The 21,426-nt window shown below is 56.6% G+C and carries 17 protein-coding genes; 6 read left to right on the top strand and 11 right to left on the bottom strand.

Annotated elements, in window-relative coordinates; all coding sequences use genetic code 11:
* The first annotated feature begins 158 nt into the window (after positions 1-158).
* Positions 159-974, top strand: coding sequence for an MBL fold metallo-hydrolase (locus E3E42_RS00470; RefSeq protein WP_148882990.1), 816 nt, complete (start codon positions 159-161; stop codon positions 972-974).
* A gap of 9 nt (positions 975-983) precedes the next feature.
* Entirely contained in the window at positions 984-1,205 is a 222-nt protein-coding gene (locus E3E42_RS00475) for a hypothetical protein (RefSeq protein WP_167902167.1), read from the top strand.
* Between the two features lie 16 nt (positions 1,206-1,221).
* Here the strand turns inward: E3E42_RS00475 and glmM are convergent, their stop codons facing one another.
* The 8 genes from glmM to E3E42_RS00515 all read right to left on the bottom strand — a co-directional run bounded on the left by glmM (position 1,222) and on the right by E3E42_RS00515 (position 13,908).
* Complete coding sequence (gene glmM, locus E3E42_RS00480) at positions 1,222-2,586, bottom strand: phosphoglucosamine mutase (protein ID WP_167902168.1); 1,365 nt, start codon at positions 2,584-2,586, stop codon at positions 1,222-1,224.
* A 29-nt stretch (positions 2,587-2,615) separates the two neighbouring features.
* The gene (locus E3E42_RS00485; RefSeq protein WP_167902169.1) at positions 2,616-3,020 is read right to left on the bottom strand and encodes a UPF0146 family protein; all 405 of its coding nucleotides are present in this window, start codon (positions 3,018-3,020) and stop codon (positions 2,616-2,618) included.
* 33 nt (positions 3,021-3,053) lie between these two features.
* Positions 3,054-4,172, bottom strand: a complete 1,119-nt coding sequence (locus E3E42_RS00490) for an ABC transporter ATP-binding protein (RefSeq protein ID WP_167902170.1) — start codon at positions 4,170-4,172, stop codon at positions 3,054-3,056.
* Positions 4,173-4,202: 30 nt separating this feature from the next.
* A complete protein-coding gene (locus E3E42_RS00495) occupies positions 4,203-8,252 on the bottom strand; it encodes a glucodextranase DOMON-like domain-containing protein (protein ID WP_167902171.1) in 4,050 nt (1,349 codons plus the stop codon).
* Between the two features lie 9 nt (positions 8,253-8,261).
* Positions 8,262-9,512 carry an ABC transporter permease subunit gene (locus E3E42_RS00500; RefSeq protein ID WP_167902172.1) on the bottom strand — a complete coding sequence of 417 codons (1,251 nt, stop codon included), beginning with the start codon at positions 9,510-9,512 and terminating at the stop codon, positions 8,262-8,264.
* Positions 9,509-10,408: a carbohydrate ABC transporter permease gene (locus tag E3E42_RS00505; RefSeq protein WP_167902173.1), complete on the bottom strand. Its 900-nt coding sequence runs from the start codon at positions 10,406-10,408 to the stop codon at positions 9,509-9,511. Before E3E42_RS00505 ends, E3E42_RS00500 begins: the two co-directional genes overlap by 4 nt.
* 39 nt (positions 10,409-10,447) lie before the next feature.
* Positions 10,448-11,794 (bottom strand): extracellular solute-binding protein, encoded by a 1,347-nt coding sequence (locus E3E42_RS00510; RefSeq protein ID WP_167902174.1) that lies wholly within the window; start codon positions 11,792-11,794, stop codon positions 10,448-10,450.
* 203 nt (positions 11,795-11,997) lie between these two features.
* Entirely contained in the window at positions 11,998-13,908 is a 1,911-nt protein-coding gene (locus tag E3E42_RS00515) for an alpha amylase N-terminal ig-like domain-containing protein (protein WP_206205922.1), read from the bottom strand.
* A 67-nt stretch (positions 13,909-13,975) separates the two neighbouring features.
* On the opposite strand from E3E42_RS00515, the gene trmBL1 reads away from it, so the two are divergent.
* Both trmBL1 and E3E42_RS00525 read left to right on the top strand, forming a co-directional pair.
* Positions 13,976-14,998 (top strand): HTH-type sugar sensing transcriptional regulator TrmBL1, encoded by a 1,023-nt coding sequence (gene trmBL1 / locus E3E42_RS00520; protein ID WP_058939353.1) that lies wholly within the window; start codon positions 13,976-13,978, stop codon positions 14,996-14,998.
* A gap of 56 nt (positions 14,999-15,054) precedes the next feature.
* A complete protein-coding gene (locus E3E42_RS00525; protein WP_167902175.1) occupies positions 15,055-16,407 on the top strand; it encodes a glycogen synthase in 1,353 nt (450 codons plus the stop codon).
* Here E3E42_RS00525 and E3E42_RS00530 read toward each other — a convergent pair.
* A complete protein-coding gene (locus E3E42_RS00530; protein ID WP_167902488.1) occupies positions 16,404-16,766 on the bottom strand; it encodes a ribonuclease P protein component 2 in 363 nt (120 codons plus the stop codon). The genes E3E42_RS00525 and E3E42_RS00530 overlap by 4 nt on opposite strands.
* Positions 16,767-16,838: 72 nt before the next feature.
* On the opposite strand from E3E42_RS00530, the gene E3E42_RS00535 reads away from it, so the two are divergent.
* Positions 16,839-17,924 carry a radical SAM protein gene (locus E3E42_RS00535; protein WP_167902176.1) on the top strand — a complete coding sequence of 362 codons (1,086 nt, stop codon included), beginning with the start codon at positions 16,839-16,841 and terminating at the stop codon, positions 17,922-17,924.
* A 1-nt stretch (position 17,925) separates the two neighbouring features.
* Here the strand turns inward: E3E42_RS00535 and E3E42_RS00540 are convergent, their stop codons facing one another.
* On the bottom strand, positions 17,926-18,975 hold the full coding sequence (locus E3E42_RS00540; RefSeq protein ID WP_167902177.1) for an ATP-binding protein: 1,050 nt from the start codon (positions 18,973-18,975) through the stop codon (positions 17,926-17,928).
* Between the two features lie 82 nt (positions 18,976-19,057).
* On the opposite strand from E3E42_RS00540, the gene E3E42_RS00545 reads away from it, so the two are divergent.
* Positions 19,058-19,849: a hypothetical protein gene (locus E3E42_RS00545; RefSeq protein WP_167902178.1), complete on the top strand. Its 792-nt coding sequence runs from the start codon at positions 19,058-19,060 to the stop codon at positions 19,847-19,849.
* A 34-nt stretch (positions 19,850-19,883) separates the two neighbouring features.
* On the opposite strand, the gene E3E42_RS00550 is transcribed toward E3E42_RS00545, so the two are convergent.
* A complete protein-coding gene (locus E3E42_RS00550) occupies positions 19,884-21,341 on the bottom strand; it encodes a hypothetical protein (RefSeq protein WP_167902179.1) in 1,458 nt (485 codons plus the stop codon).
* Positions 21,342-21,426: the final 85 nt, after the last annotated feature.

The raw sequence follows: 21,426 nt of genomic DNA on the forward strand, positions 1-21,426 counted from the left end.
GATGTACCTTTTTGACATTATGTTATATGCCATTCATATGACTTCCCTGTTATCTATTTGGGTGTTCATATGTTTCCATCCGTGCGGGGAAAGGGCAATGTCTTATATACTCCCTCTGTGATACCCCTATGTCTGCAGAAGAACACGGGGGTGGAGATTTGATAGAGATAACCTTCCTCGGTAGCGGCGGCGGCAGGTTCATCACCATAACGCAGTTCCGCTCCACCGGCGGCTTCCACATACGCGCCAGCAGGAACATCTACGTTGACCCCGGGCCCGGCGCCCTCGTGCGCTCCTGGCGCTACAAGCTCGACCCTAGAAAGCTCGACGTCATCTTCGTCTCCCACAGGCACGTGGATCACTGCAACGATACCGAGGTCATGATAGAGGCCATGACAGGCGGTGCACTCAAGAAGAGGGGTGTTCTCATAGCATCCAAGAGCGTCGTCTACGGCGACGAGACCCACACGCCGGCCGTCAGCAAGTACCACCTGGACGTGCTCGAGAGCATACACATCCCGGAGCCCGGAAGCAGGATAGCGATAGGCGATGAGGAGATGGTGATAACCCCGACCCAGCACTCGGACCCGACCACCATCGGCTTCCGCATGAAGAGCTCCCTGGGCGACATCTCGTACATCCCCGACACCGCCTACTTCGACGGCCTGACCGACTGGCACGACGGTTCGAGACTGCTCATCGCGGCGGTCACCAGGCCAAGGGACATGGGCATTCCGTACCACCTGAGCACCGACGACATCGTTATGATGCTTAAGAGGATGCGTGAGAAGCCCGAGGCCCTCGTGGTGAGCCACATAGGCATGAAGATGCACTTCGCGAATCCCTACAAGGAGGCCAAGTACATCGAAACCGTCACCGGCGTCAAGACCTACGTGGCCAAGGAGGGCTTCAAGGTCATGGTGGAAAGGGACGGCATAGCTGTGAGAACCCTGAGACCAGCGAGGTTCGTCTGAGGGAGTTCGATGGGCAAAAAGGCGCTCTCGTCGGTTTCAATTTTCTCCTTTCTGTTCAATACACTCCTTGGTGAATCCAACCTATCGCCCGACCCGCTGGTGCCGATGTTTGTCTACTGGCTCTACCTGTTCGGAGCTGGAGAAAAACCCCGCGTGGGGATTCTGGTCAGGGATTTTGCGATAATTATCCTCGCCGGTACTGCCGGCTGGATCATAGGGGCCCGCGTTTAAAGATGGAAAATGGGGCTCAGCCCTTCCTCATGGCTTCCTCTGTTGCCCTTCTGACGGTGCCGTAGGCCAGCTCGAATAGCTCATCGCGCCTCTTCTCGCTCGGTGCCTCGGCGACGACGCGAATCTTCGGCTCCGTTCCGCTCGGTCTGACTAGAACCCACGAGCCGTCCCTGAGGTTGAACCTGAAGCCGGAGATCGTCAGAACTTCCTTCACCTCACTGCGGAGAGCCTCCCCGAGGGCATTGTATGCCCTCTCCATCGCTTCTCTCTTGTGTTCGTCCGGGCATTTAACGTTCTTCTTGGTAAGGTAATAGGTTGGTATCTCCTCCCGGATTATCTGGGAGAGCGGCTTTCCGCGCTCGTCTATGAGCTTGAGGAGCAGCCCCATGGTCACGAAGCTGTCTATCCACGGCCCGAACCTCGGGTGGACCAGCTTCCACGGTTCTGCGGCAAATATGGCCCCGTAGCGCTTTATCCCATCGTGCGGCTGGCCGAGGGGGATTCTTACGACCCTTCCGCCTGCGTTCTCAACGACGTGGTCTATCCTTGAGCCGGTGTCGATGGAGACAACAACAGTCCCCCCGCCGTGTTCCTCCACGTAGAGCTTCGCGAAGAGCGCTATTAGGGTGTCCTCGTTCACGTACTGGCCCTTTTCATCGAAGACCGCTATCCTGTCGGCGTCCCCATCCTGGGCGATGACGAGGTCAACTCCAAGCTCTCTCGCCAGCTCCCCTAGGTAGGCTATGTTCCCGTACCTCGGTTCCGGTTTCCTTCCCGGGAAGTGGCCGTCAACGTGGGCGTTCACGCTCATCACTTTCGCTCCCATCTCGCGGAGCAGATAGGGGGCCAAAACGCTTCCCGCGCCGTTGGCACCGTCGTAGAGAACTTTGAGCTCGGTTTCGTGGTTCACGAATTCGAGAACGGCCCCTACGTAGTCGTCGATGACATCGATGGCTTTTACGGTCTTTATCTCACTCCAGGTGGCCTTTCTGAAGTTTCCGGAGAAAACCAGTTCCTCAAGCTCCCCCTCCTGCTCGACGTAGAACTCCGTTCCGTCGCCGTTGAAGACCTTTATTCCGTTGTCGGTCGGTGGGTTGTGGCTCGCTGTTATCATGACTCCCCCATCGCCGTGCTCCCGCGTCCCCCACGCTAGAGTCGGCGTCGGAATCAAACCGAAATCAAGAACCTCGGTTCCCGTCGAGAGAAGTCCCGAGATGAGGGCGCTCTGGAGCATTACGCTCGACGTCCTTCCGTCCCTCGCAACCGCCACAGTTTTCCCGTTGATGTACGTCCCAACTGCCTTTCCGAGGTTCATCGCGAGTTCGGGGGTGACCTTCTCCCACAGGGTGCCCCTAATTCCAGCGGTACCGAAGAGCTTCATAACACCACCGTGCTTAATTGGGAGGCGGTTTAAATACCTTTAGCGGAGTATATCGCCAGTCCCCTGAAGTTGGTGAGCCTCATAGTCCTCGGCATGGTGTCCCCGGTGAGCGGGAGGATGTAAACGGGGACGTGGAGTTTCCGCCCGAGCCCCAGGATGGGCCGCACTATCTCCGGGGTCGGCCTCACGGAGTAAAGCGCCGCGACCCCCTCGTAGAGTCCCACGTTTGGGCTGAAGAGGTCGTCCCTGACGGCGTTCAGGCCGAGCTCCACCGCCCTCTCGACTGACGCAGGGTTCCAGTCAACGGCCAGAACGTCGTAGCCCAGTTCCTTGAGTCTGAGCGCCACTTTGAACTGGAAGCCTATTCCAAGCTCGGCTATCCTGCCCTTCGGCACCTCCCTGGCCAGAAAATCGGCGAAGTCCTCTATACTCATGGAAAAAAAATAGGGAAGGGGATTTAAAAAGCTTCAGAATACAGCCTTTCCACTTCCCTTCTCGAAGACGTGGACTTTGCGCATGTCGAAGACCACGTCAACCTCCTGGCCCTCCACGACCTTGGACTCCGAGCGGAAGGCGCCGAGGAAGTTTATGTCGCCGACCCTCAGGTGGACTATCTTCTCGCTCCCCAGGTTCTCTATGATCTCCACCATGGCCCGCGCCATGTTCTCGCCCGGTATCTTTACCTGGGCGAACATTGCGTCGTAGAGGTCCTCAGGACGGATTCCGAAGGTAACCTCCTTTCCAAGGAGCCCCCTGTCCCTCAGAACCTCCGCCTGGTCGGGGAGGAGCTTCAGCCTGAACTCGCCGAAGTCGGCGAAACCGTCCTCCGTTATGGTGGCATCGATGAAGTTCATCGGAGGGGCCCCGATGAAGCCCGCGACGAAGGTGTTGGCGGGCCTGTTGTAGACTTCGTCGGGAGTTCCGACCTGCTGGAGCACACCCTGGTTGATGACCGCTATCCTGTCGCCCATCGTCATTGCCTCCACCTGGTCGTGGGTGACGTAGATGGTGGTGACTCCGAGCTGCTTCTGGAGCCTCTTCAGCTCGGCGCGCATCTTGACACGGAGCTTGGCGTCGAGGTTGCTCAGCGGCTCGTCCATCAGGAAGACGTGCGGTTTTCTCACTATGGCCCTTCCGAGCGCAACACGCTGTCTCTGACCTCCAGAGAGCTCCCTCGGTTTCCTCTTCAGAAACTCGGTGAGGCCCAGCATCTCGGCGACTTCCCTGACCCTTTCGTCGATCTCGGCCTTCGGGACCTTTCTGAGCTTGAGGGGAAACGCAATGTTGTCGTAGACCGTCATGTGCGGATAGAGGGCGTAGCTCTGGAAGACCATGGCTATGTCCCTGTCCTTGGGCGGGACGAAGATCCCCTTTTCGGGGTCTGCCACGAGCGTATCCCCTATGTACACCTGCCCCCTGCTCGGCTCCTCCAGTCCCGCTATCATCCTCAGCGTCGTCGTCTTTCCGCAGCCGCTCGGGCCGAGGAGTATCATGAATTCTCCATCCTTAACCTCGAGGTTCATGTCTTTGACGGCGGTGAACTCCCCAAACTGCTTCCAGACGTTGATGAGCTTGACTTCGGCCATTCTATCACCTCAAAAATTTGAAATGAAAGGTCAGCGCCGCCTCCTGACGAGGAGCGGCAGCAGGGCGAGTCCCACCAGGGCGGCAGGGCCGCAGATGCCGCCTCCACCGCTGGTGGTAGTTGTGGTGGGGCTTGATGTGGTCGTTGGGGTCGTGCTCGGACTGGTGGTAGTGGTCTGGCTCGGTGAGCTCGTCGTGGATGTGGTGCTCGAACTGCTCGTCTCGCTGGTGGTCTCGGTCGGGGTCGGCTCCTCCCCGCCGCTGCCCTCCACGAGGGGTATCATGAGGACGGTGGCGGGCTTCATGTCCTTTGCGTCGTAGCTGCTCAGCTGCTCCTCCTGGGTCGGACTGAAGTCCTCAGGAACGAGTTCGTCAATGACCCGGGGTGCCACACCGTTTATTACCGCGTCCGCCTCTGCCCCCCCGGCCTTCCACTGCTCCGCCTCAACGGCCACTGGTCTCCACTTGTCGGGGCCGTAGCCGTCCTGGGAGCCGGTGATGACGGCCCCATAGAGCCCGTACTCTCCAACGTTCGGCAGGTACTTCTTCGGAACCTTGACTATTATGGCGTTCCTGACGGGGTCAGCTGAAATCTGCATCTCGCCCTGGTAGACGGTTCCGTTCGGGAGGATAATGAGGTTTCCGTAGTCCCATCCCGCGATTCTGAGGGCCACGTCCCACGGGTGGTGCGGGTCGAGCTGGACGTTGCTTCCGGGCCCGTCCGGGAACATCTTTATCGCCGAGATGTTTCCGCCGTCTCTGAAGTCGAAGTACGCTTCGATTATCTGGAGGCTGAAGCCGTTTGGACCGTTCCACGGGTTGCCGCCGAGATCCCTGAAGTAGAATTCGAGGGTCCAGTCATCGTCGCCCTCAGTCATCTTGAACTTGAGGAGATCGAAGACTCCCGGCTTGAAGACCGCGTCCGTTGGGTAGGTGTAGGTTCCGGGCCCGTGGTCGTCCCCCTCGGGGTCGCTCACAACGATGCCCTGCTTGAGGAGCGGTAGGGCCCTGACGGTGGCGAGCTTCATGTCGTTTGCATCGTAGCTGCTCAGCTGCTCCTCCTGGGTCGGTTCAAAGCCCTGCGGAACCAGCTCATCAAGGACGCGCGGGGTCACGCCGTTTATGACCGCCTGCGGGTCTGCGCCGCCGAGCTTCCACTGCTCTGCATCCACTGCCACCGTTCTCCACTTGTCCGGGCCGTAGCCGTCCTGCGAGCCGACGAGGACGTCTCCCCAGAGGCCGTAGTCCTCGTTTATGGCAATGTACTTCTTCGGGACTTTCACTATCACCGCGTTCTTGACCGGGTCGGCCGAAATCTGCATCTCACCCTGGTAAACGGTTCCGTTCGGGAGGATGATGAGGTTTCCATAGTCCCATCCGGCAATCCTGAAGGCAACGTCCCAGGGATGGTTCGGGTCGAGGTTGACGTTGGCTCCGGGTCCATCCGGGAACATCTTTATGGCGGTGCTGTTGCCGCCGTCCTTGAAGTCCAGGTAGACCTCGATTATCTGGAGGCTGAAGCCGTTCGGTCCGTTCCAGGGGTTGCCTCCAAGGTCCTTGAAGTAGAACTCCATCACGTAGCTGTCGGTCTGCTCGAGCATCCTGAAGCGGAGAAGGTCAAAGGCCCCCTCGACGAAGACCGCGTCCGTTGGGTAGGTGTAGGTTCCGGGCCCGTGGTCGTCCCCTTCAGGGTCTGCGATGTCCGCTATCGTGACTCCCTTGACCTCGGTGGGGAGCTTGAGCTCGATGGGGGTGGTTATTGTTTCGAGCCGTCCGTCCTTGACGGTCGAGACCGCGAAGTAGAAGTCGCTCGGGTTCTTGATGTAATCGAAGGGCACGATGACTTCCACTCCGTCGTTCGTCTGCTCAACGGTTGCGTCTCCAAGCTTCTCGCTCTTCTCGTAGTCGGTGGCACCGTATATCTCAGCCTTTCCGTTCTCGTACACGACGTGCTTGGTTATGAGGAGACCGACGCTGTCGGCGGAGAACGGGAACATCGAGTACCTGAGCTCGCTCGGCCTCTCCTGAAGGAGTGTGAATGTGTTGCCGACGCGCTCATCCTTCTCCCAGATGCTCACCTCGAACCTGTCCAGGTTCCCCCTCACTAGGAAGTGGAGCCCATCGCCGTCGAAATAGACGCTCACGCCGTTTGCCAGCGGGGACATGCTCGAGTAGTTCTTCATCTCCCCCTCCTTGAGGCCGTCGAGGGCCCTGGTGACGTAGGGCTCACCGTCCGGGAAGTAGTTTCCAAAGAGGTAGCTCGGCGGCTCGACTCCGGCCAACTTGTACATCTCGTAGAGGTAGGTCTTCAGGTAGCGGTCGAAGGTGTAGTCCTGCCCGCTGTCCTGGTCGCTTCCGTACCACCAGAACCAGTCGCTCGCCTCGGCGCGAAGCAGATACTCGTGGGCCTTCTCCCAGTCCGCCTGGCTCATGCCGCTCCTGTGCTCCATAAGGGCCTTCCTGGCCATATAGAGCCAGTACCAGCCGTAGTTCTCCTGGGGCTCACCTATCCATGTGGAGAGGGTTCCGTCTATCCAGCTGCTCTCGGGCCACTGCATCTCCTCCTTGACCCCGACGGCGTCGTAGAGGTCGCCGAGGCTCTGAACCTTGAGGAGGGCGTTAACGTTGTCCCCCGTGAGGTCAAGGCGCTCCATCATCTGCGGTGTGAGCCTGTTTGCTTCATCGCCGTAGAGCTGGATGTATTCGCTCGGGGTGAGGGTTCTTATGAGTCCCTGCTCCTGGAGTTCGGTCAGCTTCTTGTAGAGCTCGGTGAGGAAGAGCTCCCCGTCGTAGGGGTAGTGCTCCCACGGGTTCTCGCCGTCGAGGGTGACCACGTAAACCAGCGAGCCGTCGTAGTTCTCCTTCTGGAGCTTGAGGAGCTCGTTCACGAAGTCCTCAACGGCCTGGTACTGGTTCATTCCGCCGTAGTTGAATCCCACGCGGTCGCTGAGAGCGTGGTCGCGCGGGAAGAGGTAGATCTTCTTTCCGTTGAACTCGGCCACCCAGGGCTTGTAGTAGTTCTCAACGGTGTTCTCGACGCCGAGCCTGTCAAGGACGAGCTGGTCGGTCATGACCCAGGTCCAGCCGTTGTCCGCGAGTGTCTCGAGGGTCTTGTCGTTGAGGGCGGACTCGGCGGCCCAGCCTCCCCTGGGAACTGCCGTTCCACCGCCGAGGTACTGCCTGTACAGCTCGTCCGCCCTCTTCACCTGGTCGTCGAAGTCGCCCTCCCAGCCGAAGTCGTTGAGTATCGGCCCTATCGGGTGGGCGTAGGGAACGACCGTGACCTCGACGTTGCCGTTGCCAAGGAGGAGGTTTATCCTCTCGTGCTCCTCGAAGGTGTGGTTGATGAGCCAGAGCTGGGCGTCGAGGACGGTTTTAACGTCCTCCCTGGTGTAGCCGCCCTCATCAACCTTCTTGTAGAGGTCCCTGAGGGCGGGGGTGTCCATTATGTATCTGTAATCTATCCAGGCGAGGTTGAATAGAACCGCGAGGTCGATGTAGTCCTGCTCTGTGAACTCGCCTGTGACCGCCGCCTTCTGCTCCTCGAGCGGCAGGTTGGCGTACTTGGCCTTGGCCTGCATCATCTTGTCCTTCAGCTCCGTGTAGCGATCCCAGGGGTCCCTTATCGGGTTGCCGCTGGGGTCGGTTATCGGCTCGCCGTTCCAGGGGATGGTGTGGTCGAAGAACCCTCCCGGCGCCTGCAGCATGAACCACTTCTCATCGACCGTCAGGGGCTCCCCGTTGGCTATCTTCTCGGTGATTATCTGGTAGGTGTCCTTCTTCCCGTTCATGTAGTCAGCGAGCTGGGCTATGAGCGAGCCCGATAAATCAATCGTGGCGTGAACGTCCGGATACTGGCTCAGGTAGTGGGCCATCTTCCAGTAGTTGTTTGCCGCGTGGAGCCTGACCCAGGGCCTGGTGTAGACGTCCTGGACCGGGTCGTAGTAGTAGGGCTGGTGCTGGTGCCAGACTATTATGACGTTGAGCGGCTTCGGCTCGGCCGCCCCAACGCCCTTGAAGCTTACTCCCATCAGGCTTCCAACCATCAAAAAGGCAAGGAAAAGGGCAGCAACCCTCCTCATATTATCACCTCACTCCTTGAGACCTCCAACTGTAAGACCGCTCCTTATGTAGTTCTGGGCGAGCATGAACGCCACGAACACCGGCAGGGCGAAGAGCAGTGCCGCGGCCGCGAAGTAGCTCCAGTCTATTCCCCTGCCTATGCCGCCCAGGAGAAGGTATATCCACACCGACAGCGGCTGGTGTGGCTCGGTCAGCAGCAGGCTTGCCAGGATGAACTCGGTCCATCCTCCGATAAACGCGAATATTGTGACCGTGGCTATTCCTGGCAGCGCCATCGGGAGGAGCACGTGCCTGATTATCTGGAGGTAGCTGGCGCCGTCCACCAGGGCAGCCTCGTCGAAGTCCGGGCTTATGGAGTCTATGTATCCCTTGAGCAGCCAGGTGTTGAAGGGAACGCTTCCGGCGGCATAGATGAAGGACAGCACCGGCAGCTTGTCGTAGAGGCCCAGCTTGACTATCATACCGTAGAGGGCTATAAGGCCCGCTATTCCGAGACCGCCCGCCACCTGCGTGAACATCAGGTAGAAGTAGAGCACGTGCTCCCTGCCGAAGAACTTCATGCGCGAGAATGCGTAGGCGGCTGGGACGACGAACACGAGCGTCAGCAGCACCGTTATTGTGGCTATGATGAGGCTGTTCTTGAGGTAGCCGAAGAACTTCGAGTTGACGAACTTCCCCACCCTCGTGAACCTGACGGTTCCGCTGTTCCTCGCAACGACGTACTTCTCCATCGGGCCCGAGACGTGGGTGCCCTCAATGGTTCCGCCCTTCAGCTCAACGTTCCTCATTATCGCGAAGCCCACAGTGCCGTCGTCGTTCATCCTTGTGAGGATGAAGAGTCCCTTGACCTCACCCTTCAGCTGTCCCTGAGCGTTGACGTCCGTTGAAACGTCGAAAACCAGGTTTTTCACAGGGATCTCAAACACCAGTCCTGTGAAGGGCCCGTATTTGACCTCGCCCTTTATCGTCCCTTCCAGCAGGTACAGCCTGCCGTCCTGAACGTGGGCGCTTCCCTCGAGGGTTCCTGTGAAGTTCTCCGAGAGTTTGCTTCCTGAGAATCCAAAGAGCACCTCCCTGTACGAGTCAAGGCTGACGTTTCGGGGGATAATGTGGAACTCCGTGGTTGCGAGCGTTGAGCCCGGGCTTATTGAGACGACGAAGATGTAGTAGACCGGGAAGAGTATGATAAACATGACGAAGATCGCCAGCAGGGTCAGGACAAAGCTCCTGACGACCTCCCCTTTGCGCCTTCCCATCATCCCTTGGCACCCTCCTGAAGCTTGGTTATCCTGACGTTAACGTACATGTACACGGCAAGCACGAGCGTGGCGATTATCATTATCGCCGCGGCCTTTCCGTAGTGGGGGCTGGCTCCGAAGGCCTTCCTGAAACCGTAGAGCAGTATGAACTTGTCCTCGAACAGGCCCGCGTTGTAGATGTAGGGCACCATGAAGTACTGGAAGCTCGCCGCGCTGGTGAGTATGGTGGCGAAGGCTATCGGTTTGCCGACTATCGGGAGGACCACGTGTCTCACCCTCTGCCAGTAGCTGGCTCCGTCTATTATCGCCGCCTCAACGAGCGTGTCAGGCACGGACTGGAGCGCCGCCGTGATGACGGTTATCATGAATGGGTACGCGAGCCACACCTCGATTATGTTGAGCGCGAGAAAGGCCCACATCGGGTCGTTAATCCAGTTGGGGAGGTTGTGAACCCCAAGGGATTTAAGCAGCTGGTTTATCGGCCCGAATATCGGGTCGAACATGAACTTCCAGACTGTAACGGAGAAGAGCAGCGGCAGCGCCCAGGGGATTATGAGGAGGGAGCGGTAGATCATTTTTCCCTTGACGTATCTGCTGTTGTAGAGCAGGCTGAGGATGATTCCCGCGAGAACCTTCAGGGTGACGCTGGTCACCACGAATATCCACGTCCACAGGAAGGCGCTCCTGAACGTTTCGTCGCCGAGTATCCAGCGGAAGTTCTCCAGACCAACGAACTGAAGCTGCGGGGCGTCCGGGGCCTGAACCGGAAAGTTGCCGAGCTGGGCGTTGGTGAATGCGAGATATATCGAGTATATTATCGGCCATAGGTTGAAAAACAGGAACGCTGCCATTCCAGGCAGGATTAGGAACAGAGCAATGGTCGTGGTCTTTTTCATTCCAATCCCTCCAAAAAGGTATGAAAAAGGAGAAAGGCTTCAGCCGTTCATGTTGTCGAGTATCTGCTGCTGGTACTTCTCGAGTATGGCCTTTATATCGGCGTTCTCCGGGTCCTGGAGTATCTCGTTGATTGCTCCATCGACGCCGCCCCAGACGGCGCCCATCTTCGGGCTCTTGGGCATCAGGTACGCGTGCTGAACGGCCTGCCCGAAGCCGTAGATAACGGGGTCGTTCTTGATGTCCGGGTCGTTGAGAACGGGGGTGAGAACGGGGATGTAACCGAGCTGGAGTGAGAGCTCCTTGATGACCTCTGGGGTGGTGGTGAACCACTTGACGAACTTCCAGGCGGCCTCCTTGTTCTTTATACCGGCCGCGAAGTAGATGTCCTTGACTCCACCGTACGGCCTTGGCCAGTACTCCTTGCCGTCCTTGGTTATCGGCGGGAGCGGGACGACGCCGAAGTCTATTCCGGCCTTCTTAACGTCGCTTATGCTCCACGGGCCGTTTATCATCATGGGAGCACGGCCCTCAAGGAATATGCTCTGCTGGGTTCCGTAGTCTGCGGTCGGGGCCATGTACGGCCAGATGTTCTGGAAGAAGAACTCGAAACCGTCTATCGTCTCGGGCTGGTCGAGACCGGGCATCTCACTCTGGTCGTCGAAGTAGTAGCCACCGAAGGCCTGGGCCCAGGCCGAGAGGAAGTAGGCGTTGAGCGGATACGCTATTCCGTACTTCTCATTGTCCGGGTCGTTGTACTGCTCCATTATCGCCTTCATTTCGTCGAAGGTCTTGGGCGGCTCGCTCACCATGTCCTTGTTGTATATGAGCGCGGTAGTCTCGGCCGCGAAGGGCATAGCGTAGTAGTGCCCCTTGTACTGCATGGCCTCTTGGGCCATCGGGGCGAAGCCGTTGAGGACGTCATCGGTGACGTAATCATCAATCGGCTCGAGCATGCCGGCCTCCGCGAACTTGCCTATCCAGTCGTGAGCCCAGATGAAGAGGTCCGGCCCCTGGCCGGTGGGTATGGCAGCCTTGAGGGCGCTCTCAAGCTCGGGCTTCTGCTCAAAGGTTATGGTGACGTCCGGGCACATGGCCATGTACTCCTCGGCGAGGCTCTGGAAGACCTCGAGTTCGTTGGGCTGCATGGCGTGCCAGATGACGACCTCCCCGCTTCCGCACTCCGTCTCGGGCGGGGTAGTGGTGGTCTCAGTGGGGCTCGGGCTGGAGGTGGTTGAACTCGGTGAGCTCGTGGTGGTCTCGGTTGGACTGGGGGAGCTGGTCGTCGTTGAACTCGGGCTCTCCCCTCCGGGGGATATACAGCCGCTGGCCACAACGCTGAGAACCAAAACCCCCACCAAAAGCAGGGCAAACAGTCCTTTCTTCATACCTTTATCACCCGCCTTGATTTTGGGTGATATAGTATCATCGACGGTGATATATATATCTTGCGCTTCTTTGATCAGAGTTGCTGGCCGTGCACATAGTTAGTCCTCCATGAAAAGAGTGGACCATAGGGGACGGGCCGGGGATGGGCTGTCTGTCCGTGGGGTGCCATCTGCCCCTTCCCCTCATCCCCCGGGAGAAGACGTCAGGGTGTCGTCACATGGAACACGCAGTCCTCAGGTTCCATCGAGTACCTGATCTCCACCCTGACCCGTTCGTCCCCGAGAACCCTCTCGTATATCATCGTGCGCCCCTGGAACCTTACGGGCACGAACTCGCCGAGCTGAAGCGCTCTGCTCCTCCTTCTGAGCCGTATCAGCCGTTTCGTGGTTTCGAAAATCTCAGTGTCCCACTTCCCCCTGTCCCATACCATGGACGCCCTCCCGGCACTCAGGCCACCGCCCAGCCGTCCTCTGAGTCCAATTTCATCGCCGTAGAATATCGATGGAATTCCCTTGTAGGTCATCAGGAAGGCCAGGGCGCAGAGGTATCTCCGCCTGTCCCCCACGAGGTCGAGGAAGCGTTCGGTGTCATGGTTGTCAAGGAAGTTGTACATCGCGTACTCCACGGGGCCCAGGTGGGCGCTCAGCAGCTCCAGGCCGTTGAGGAACTCCCCCGCGTCGATTTCACCCTCCGCGAAGAACCTGAGAATGAGCTCGTAGAGGGGGTAGTTCATGGTACCGTGGAATGCGTCGGGAACCCAGGGCCGGGGGTCGTCCATGACCTCCCCAACGAGGTACGCCTCCTCTGGCATGGCCTTCCGCATCTCCCTCCAGAGCTCCGGTGGAACGCCGTGAGCGACGTCCAGCCGCCAGCCGTCCGCTCCCCTCTCGAGCCAGTACTCCATTACCCCCCGGATGAACTTCCTTACCTCCGGGCTGTCGTGGTTGAGCCTCGGCATCAGCCACACCGAGTAGAAGCTCTCGTAGTTCCAGTCCAGGGATTTCATCCGCTGGTACCTCTCGATCCATGATTCTTCCGAATGCAGAATCCTCAGGAACTGCTCGGGAACGACGGGAAAGCCTGTTATGCGGTAGAACCCCCGGTACTTACTTCTTTCCCCTGCCCTCGCCACATCCTGGAAGTACGGGTGGAAGAAGCTCGTGTGGTGGAAAACCCCGTCGAGAATCAGCCTGATGTCCCGCTTTTTGAGTTCCCTCACCAGCTCCCTGAAGACCCCCCATCCTCCGAGCTTTCTGTCGATACTGAAGTAGTCGGTGACGTCGTAGCGGTGGTACGTCATGGACTCAAAGATGGGGGTGAGGTAGAGGGCGTTGACGCCGAGTTCTTCGAGGTGCCCCAGCCTCTTTATTATTCCGGCCAAATCGCCGCCGTGGGACTCCTCGCCCCTGAATGCCCTTCCCCTGGGCGTTCCGGGCAGGCCTCTCTCAAACCTGTCGGGCATTATCTGGTAAAAAACCCTCTCGTAGACCCAGCGGGGAGTTTCCGGGCGGTATGGAACGGCCCTGAATGGTCCCATTCTCTTTATCTGGCCTTTCCGCGTCTGAATCTCGAAGGAGTACTCCAGTTCGCCGTCTCCGGGCAGGACTGCCTCGAAGTACTCGAACAGCCCATCCCGGGCTTTTCTCCTCATCCCAACCATGCCCTCGCTTTCCGGGAGGACGAGGGTGGCCTTGGTGACTGCCCCCGCTTTCGCACTCAGGAGAACGTGGGTTCTTCCGGCAACGGTGTAGAGATAGGTCGCGCTCGGCGCGTGAAAGGGCCAGTCCCCACCGTCGATAACCGCGACGCTCGTTTCCCTTTCAAATTTGTACGAGAGCCTCCTGTAGACCTCCCGTCTGGGGTTTTCGGGGTCGGGGGTAAACTCGCCGTCGATGGAGAACGCGTAGTGCCAGATCCCCTCAGGCAGCTTTACAGCCGTCCTCCAGCGGTCCCCTTCCTTCCTCATCCTGAAGGAGCCTTCATTGAACGCGTTGAAGCTCCCGAGCAGGTACGCGTACTTTCTCCCTGGTCCCGCTGGAATCGAGAACTCGACGATCGCGACCCTCCCGAATTTCCGGTCCGGTTTGAACCCGAAAATTTTATACACTTTCATCACCCAAGATATCACCAGTGATGAATAAACTATCGCGAGTGAAACTTAAAAGATTGGAGGTCTCGGTATGAACGAAGAGGAAATAGTTGAAAAGCTTCAGAAGCTCGGTCTCACGAAGTACGAGAGCCTCGCATACATAACGCTCCTCAAACTCGGCCCGAGCAAGGCTACGGACATAACGAAGGAGAGCGGTATTCCCCACACGAGGGTTTACGACGTCCTCAGCTCCCTCCACAGGAAGGGGTTTGTTGACGTCATGCAGGGCTCCCCTCGCCTGTACAAGCCGGTCAACCCGGAGGTTGTTCTGGAGAAAATAAAGGAGGACTTCATAGAGGATGTTGAGAACCTCAAGGTTGCGTTTCTCGAGCTCTACCGCGAGGTTCACGGCGAGGATCTGCCCGAGATATGGACCATCCAGGGCTTTGAAAACACCGTTGAGCGCGCGGAGTACGTGATAAGGACCGCCAAGCACGAGGTTCTGATAAACACCCCCTTTGAGTTTCTCAAGCTGCTCAAGAGCGAGATACGCGCGAGGAAGGACATAGTCTTCGTCATAATCAGCAACTTCGATGAGATACCCGACTGGCTCAAGGGGAACAACATAATCCTCGCGAGGAGCGGGGGCGCCCCCTGGCTCATGGCCAGCTGGATAATCGGCGACATCGACTACGCCCTGTTCTTCGGTGCCCTCCCGAAGGACAAGAGGAGGGAGAAGTTCTACTCCTTCTGGGCCAAGAGCCCCAAGATAATCCAGAACTACATGCACTGGTTCTACACCATCTATCTCGACAACAGCGAGATAATCAAACCCCTCAACTATGCCGCGGCACCGAAGCCCCTCTCCCTCGTCAACATCAGGACGCTCATAACCGTCCTCAAGTACGTCGAGCTGCCGAGGAAGATCGAGGTCATCGGGAGGCTCGTTGACACGAAGGAGCCGGTGACCCTAGACGGGGAGATAACCGAATACGAGTACACCCCGCTCACCGCCAACATAACCGTGAATGCCGGCGGAAAGGAGTGGAAGATCGGCGGTATCGGCAGCTACTTCGAGGACGTCGAGGGCGAGAAGTTCATCCTCCTCGATTGAGCGGTTCTTTTCCTTCTTCATCTCCCATCCACTGGTTCATCAGGTAGGTGGTGTCAATGAGGATTCTTATCCTTGGGTTTGAGTACCTGCCCGTTAAGGTGGGCGGCCTTGCCGAGGCCGTGACGAGCATAGCCGAGGGGCTTGCCGAACTGGGAAACGAGGTCGTCGTTTTCACCCCCGACCACGGTAGAAACCTCGGCGAAGTCTTCGGCTCCTTCAGGGTTTCGGCCTCCGGCGGGGAGGTTTCGATAACCGTCAGAAAGCGTGAGCAGAACGGGGTGGTTGTCTACTCCCTCGGCGGGGGACTCCTCAGCGAGCCCGATGTTTACGGCCCGAGCTGGGAGGGCCTGCTCAGGAAAGCGGTTCTCTTTGGAAAGGCGAGCGTCGGGCTGATGAACGAGCTTATTGAAACCTTCAAGCCGGACGTAATCCACGCCCACGACTGGCACACCGTCTTTGCCCTCGGCCTCTTGAAGAAGTACTTCGGGACAAGGAGCGTCTTCACGGTCCACAGGCTCAACAAGGCGAAGATTCCAGCTCGCTACTTCGATGAAGCCAATCTCCCTGAACTCGCCCCCTACCCCGGGATAGACCCCGAGCATACCGCCTGCTACATCGCCGACATGGTCACGACAGTGAGCAGAAGCTATCTGTGGGAGGAGTGGAATTTCTTCAAGCACTTCGAGGGTAAGGTTACGCACGTCTTCAACGGTATAGACTGCTCCTTCTGGAACGAGGAGCTCATGGAGACGAAGGACCTTCCCAGGGAGGAGAGAAGGAGGCGCGTTCTGGAGCGCTTCGGCCTGAGCGATGGGAAGGCTTTCATGTTCATAGGACGCTTTGACAAAGCTCAGAAGGGCGTTGACACCCTCCTCCGGGCGATAGAGGTTCTCTCAGCCGACCCTGCCTTTAAAGAGATGAGGTTCATCATAATCGGCAAGGGCGATCCGGAGCTTGAGGCCTGGGCCAGAGCCGTGGGAAACCGCTTCCCCGAGAACGTCAGGGTGGTTACCGAGCTCCTCGGCAGGGAAACCGTCAGAGAGCTCTACGGTTCGGTGGACTTCGTGATAATTCCCTCCTACTTCGAGCCCTTTGGTCTGGTGCAGCTTGAAGCCATGTGCCTCGGCGCGGTTCCGATAGGAAGTGCCGTTGGGGGGATAAAGGATACCGTAATAGACCTCAACTCCGACCCGGAGAACGCCACGGGACTGCTCGTCCCCCCGAGGGACGCTTTCGCGTTGGCGAGGGCAATGGTTCTCGCCAAGGAGCTGGACGAGGGAACATTGAGAAAGCTCCGCGAGAACGGAAAGAGAAGGGCCAGAAACGACTTCACGTGGGAGAACGCCTGCGGGAGGTACATGAAAGTTTACGGGGGGACGGTTGACAGGGCTGTCCCGTTCCTCCGCTAGCGCCAGCCGTACCCGGCCAGGAACTTCCTTTTCAATCTTTTTATCGTTCCGGAAACACCGAGGGTTCTGAATATGGCCCTCGAACCGTTTATCTCCGTAACAAGCGTCATGGCGAAGCGCAGTTCCTCCACATGCTTCCTATCAACTCTGACGATTCCGGTCTGGCTCTTCTCGTCGAACTTGATGAACCAGGGCTTTGCCCTCGCCGAGCCGAGGGTTCCCAGCGCTGAGATGCTCGCATCCCATATGGCCCTCTTTATCTCATCCTTCTTAAACGGCCTCTCCCCGATGACCTGAAAGGCTATGTAGCGGTGCTTGTCCCTCAGGGTGGGCGGCAGGTACTTCGGCTTCTCCCTCATAGGCATCTGCACAACTTTGCCCGCCAACCTTTTTAAGCTCTCCCCCGCGTTTAGGGTTAGCGAGGTGAGTGGATGGTCTGGGAGACGCCTTACTTTTCATACGCTGTGAGAGAGCTTCCTAAGGGCTGTCAGCTCTGCGTCAGGGGTGAGAAGCTCGTCCTCTTCACAACCGGGGTCTGCCCGAGGGACTGCTTCTACTGCCCGCTGAGCGAGCACAGAATGGGCGATGTTGTTTACGCCAATGAGAGACCCGTCAAAAGCTTGGACGACGTGATCGAGGAGGCCCTTTTGATGGAGGCGAGGGGGACCGGCGTTACCGGCGGCGACCCTCTGACGAGGCTCGACAGAACGGCTGAGTATATCCGCGCCCTCAAGGGGGCCTTTGGCGAAAACTTCCACGTTCATCTGTATACGACGGGTGCCTTGGCGACCAAGAAGAACCTCGAAAAGCTCTACGATGCAGGTCTGGATGAGATACGATTCCACCCCGATCTGTTCAACCCGAACTCGAAGCTCTTCAGGATCGAGATAGAGAACATAAGGAACGCCTTCGACTTCGACTGGGACGTCGGCGGCGAAATCCCATCGATTCCGGGAGGGTTCGAGAGAATGAAGTGGTACGCGGAGTTTCTCGATGACCTTGGGGCTAAGTTCCTCAACGTGAACGAGCTGGAGTTCAGCGAGACGAACCTGAGGGCGATTCTCGACAGGGGGTACAGGCCAATAAGCGATGAGAGCGCGGCCATCAAAGGCTCCCTTGAGCTGGGCCTGAAGCTCCTCGAATGGGGCGAGGAGAACACCTCCCTGAGCTACCACCTGTGCACGGCCAGGCTGAAGGATGCGGTCCAGCTCAAGAACAGGCTGAGGAGGATGGCGAGGAACGTTGCAAGGCCCTACATGGAGATAACCGAGGACGGGACGCTCCGCTTCGGCATAGCGGAATACGATGACCTCGACGAACTCTACACGCTCCTCGTGGAGGAGGCCGAGGTCCCGCCTGAGTGGCTCTACATCAACCGCAAGAGGGGCAGGATAGAGATGCCGGAGGAGGTAGCGGTTGAGCTCGCCGAGGCTATCGAGGGCGACGTGAGGTTCTTCATCGTGGAGGAGTATCCGACGTGGGACAGGATAGAGGTGGAGAGGGTTCCACTGCCATAGCTCATTCCAGGGCGAGCTTTACGAGTGGATCCGTGAGGCTGTACTCACCGTTTTTCTCTTCAACCCACCCCATCTTCTTCAGGTTCTTCAACAGCTCATGGAGTCTCGGCTCGGGGGTTCTCATCTTCTTGAGCTCCAGGTAGTCGCGTATGAGGCTCCACCGGTTGTAACCCATAGCTATTGCTCTCAAGATTCCAATGTACCGCCTGCTCCTTTTCTCGAGCTCTGAGAGCTCGCCGAAGATGAGCCCTTTGGCAACCTCCAGCGTGGCGTTCATGGCCTCCTGGAAGCTCCCCTTCTCAAGGTATTTCGCCCCAAACAGGACGAGCCAGCCGGGGATTCCATCGAGTACCGATACTGCTTTTTCAATGTCCTCTTCGGATACCTCAACACCCGCCTCTTTGAAACCTGCCTTTAAGAACGCCTTCGAGGTTTCTCCATCGAAGGGCCTCACGTAAACCTCTCCCCCCACCCTGCCGTAGAGCGGGCTCCCGTAGTCACCTATGCCCAGGAAGTCGTGGAGCAGACCGACCTCTGAGCCCGTTAGCACTATTCTGAGGTTCGGCAGGCTGTCGTAGGCGTGAGCAAAGAGCGCCAGCAGCTCTTTTCCACCCCTTGAACCGTAGAACCGGAGGTACTGGGCTTCGTCAAAGGCGATGATGAACCTCCCGGTTTTCTCACCGACCTCGTTCAGCTCCCTGAAAATCTCCCTCAGCGATGCTCCCCTTGGCTCGACCTCAAGGAACCTCAGGTTCAGCTTTAGCCGGAACTTGGAGAGAACCCTCTGCATCAGAATTCCCTTCGACTGGAGTTCTCTCACGAGGTCTTCTCTAGCTATGTGCCCGCTCTCGGCATAGAGTTCCCTGCAGTCTATCAGGATCCCCGGGTTCTCGCTGAGGTACGCCCTGAGCAGGGAGCTCTTTCCAACGCGCCTTATGCCGAGGAGGAGCGTTAGGGGATACCTCTCAATGCTCCTCTCCAGCTCCCTAAACTCCTCGTCCCTGTCAAAAATCTCCTCTCTCCTGCTCTTCGGTCTCAGGTCGAACAGCACTTACGCCACCGTAAGTAACTTACGGGGGCATAAGTTATAAGGGTTTCGAAAAGGTTATTTACCTTCGGGAATATTAACCACCATGCGGGTCTTTGTCAGGGACTACCTCCTTCCCTGGGCATTCATTGTCGTCTTTTGGTTCGCCCTCTGGCTTATCGTCCCTCCAATGCGGGAACGCCTAAACGCCGTTAGCCTTCTAATCGTTTTCTTCCTCCTTGGAGTCTTCATCGCCGCTGCCCTTTACTTCGTAGGAAAAGCCCTTGAACGCTACGGCTACTCCCGCAATGACATAAGGCACCTTCCGGAGATAATCGAGAAAACCCACGGGAGGCTCTACCTTCCGAAAGAGGTGTTCAATATCGTCGGCGACGCCCTTGTCTTCTGGGGTATCTTTGCGTGGGCCCTTCTGGCGACGGGAGACCCAATGATGGGACTTCTAAGCGGAGTTGCAATGTTTGCTGAAATCATTGCCTTCTTCGTTCTCTTGGTCTCAATGGTCATCTGGGTTATTATCTTTCCCCATTCCCTCTACCGGCTCTTCACCGGGAGGGAGCCGGACAGGGGGCTTTTGATTGGGGTTCCCATAAAGCAGAACCTCCTCTGCACGGCAGTCCTCGTCGCGGTCAGGCTCATAGCGCTTCATTCAAACTATCCAGCGAGTGATGATTTTATTGGGAAGATGGTGGCATTTGGAAGGAACGCGGAGTTGGTGGTCGCTCTCCTTGAGCTTTCGGGCCTAAACTTTCTGTTCGGTATAATCGGCCTCTACGGGCCGAGAAAGGCTGGAAAGCTGACAGCGCTGGCATTGACTCTCATCGTCCTCGCGGAGCTGTGGGTTGCTTGGGGAATGCTCGTTGATAACCTTCACCTTTAAATAGTTCAGTGGGACGAAAATTGAAATACTATGTTTAAAAATGGCTTATTATTTCCCTAATTTTGTTGGCTAAATGTTTTCTAAATGCCCTTTTGTCTAGCACAATGAACGGAGAAGCATCCTCTCTGTTAACAAGACGGGATGTTATTCCCAGTTGGTTCATTTCGTTTAATACTGTTGCTATCTCATTTTCAGAAACTTCTAGGGCTCTAATGAGCTCTACGAAAGTGCTTCTTGCTGTAGATGGGTCTGTAACATCGGCAACTTTGGCGATGACATAATACATGGCAAGCCGCTGGGCATAGTACGCAAAGTGTTGAGGTGGGCTTGTTCTGGCTATGAAAAATTCAAAAACCTCTTGAGGAACTTTGTAAACCTCACTTGTTGGACGCCACCGGGAGTCGTATTCATAGTCCCGTATTGCAAGTCCGAGTCTTTCTAGTTCTTCAAAAAATCTAAGGGCAAAATCTCTAAGTGTTGTTTTAGACAAAAATCTGGTGAGAAGATACACAGATGGAGCATATCGAGCTGGAGCTGTTGTTAGATGAGATCTAACAACTGTTGAAGTTAGTTCTTCTACAAGGTTTTTCTTGCTCTTTTTTGGTTGATAAATTGCACCATCGTACAGTTTTTCTAAGGGATGAATCTCGTAAACAATCTTATCATTCCGAGATAGAGAACCTACCAGTGTCATCCATATCTCTGCCCCATGATCCTCTATGAGTCTATTTAATTCTCCATTGTGTTTTTGTATTAGACGATTGACAAGGGCACGACCAATAAGTATACTTCGTTCATTGGGCCGTAATATTAGTTTCCTGTCGTATCCCACTCCAACTCTCTCTGAGCTCGCTAACCTTAACTTTTCGAGAATGGTAATAACCTGTGGAGGCAAATTAACACTCTCGTATTCTCCTGGGATTCTCGCGGCAGGATTATATCCAACTCTTTGCTCCACTTGAAGCGATCCAGAGATATAAATTATTCGCAGGGCATCAAAAACGTCTTCAACGAAATTATCCAGTCCCAGCTCTTGTAGTTCATCCTCAACCTCACGGAGAACAGAGTTTTGAGTATTGACAATTTCAATAGCTGGCGTTTTTCTGTCCTCACGGGAAAAATACGGGTGCATTGGTGTTATTTTCAAGTCTTTACGTAGCTCATGTTCAAAAACATCTGGAGTGAGGACTTTTACTACCTCTCCATCAACAATGACTTTGCTAACATGTTTTGAGGGATTTAGTGTGACGATGTACTTGTAGGTGTATCCATTTAAGACAAGTTTTCTCGCATCTCTTGCGACATCTCCCTTATCAATTACTTCGACCCCTATAGTTACGGAGTCCTTTTTACCAACAACATCAACCCTTCCGTAACCCCCTTCGGGGAGGAGTGCAGGTTCTTCTTCCCTCGCGTTAAACCCATAAAACCTGAGAATATTCACAATGGTTCTTTTGACTTCATCATGGTGTGAATAGTTGTCCCTTATCATTTAGATCACCGTTGCTATATGTTACCGACTCCAACATTTTAACTTTTATGTATTTAGCCCTTGCTTGGCTTGTTCAAGATAATTA

It is taken from the genome of Thermococcus sp. JdF3 (assembly GCF_012027495.1).
Taxonomy (GTDB): Archaea; Methanobacteriota_B; Thermococci; order Thermococcales; family Thermococcaceae; genus Thermococcus.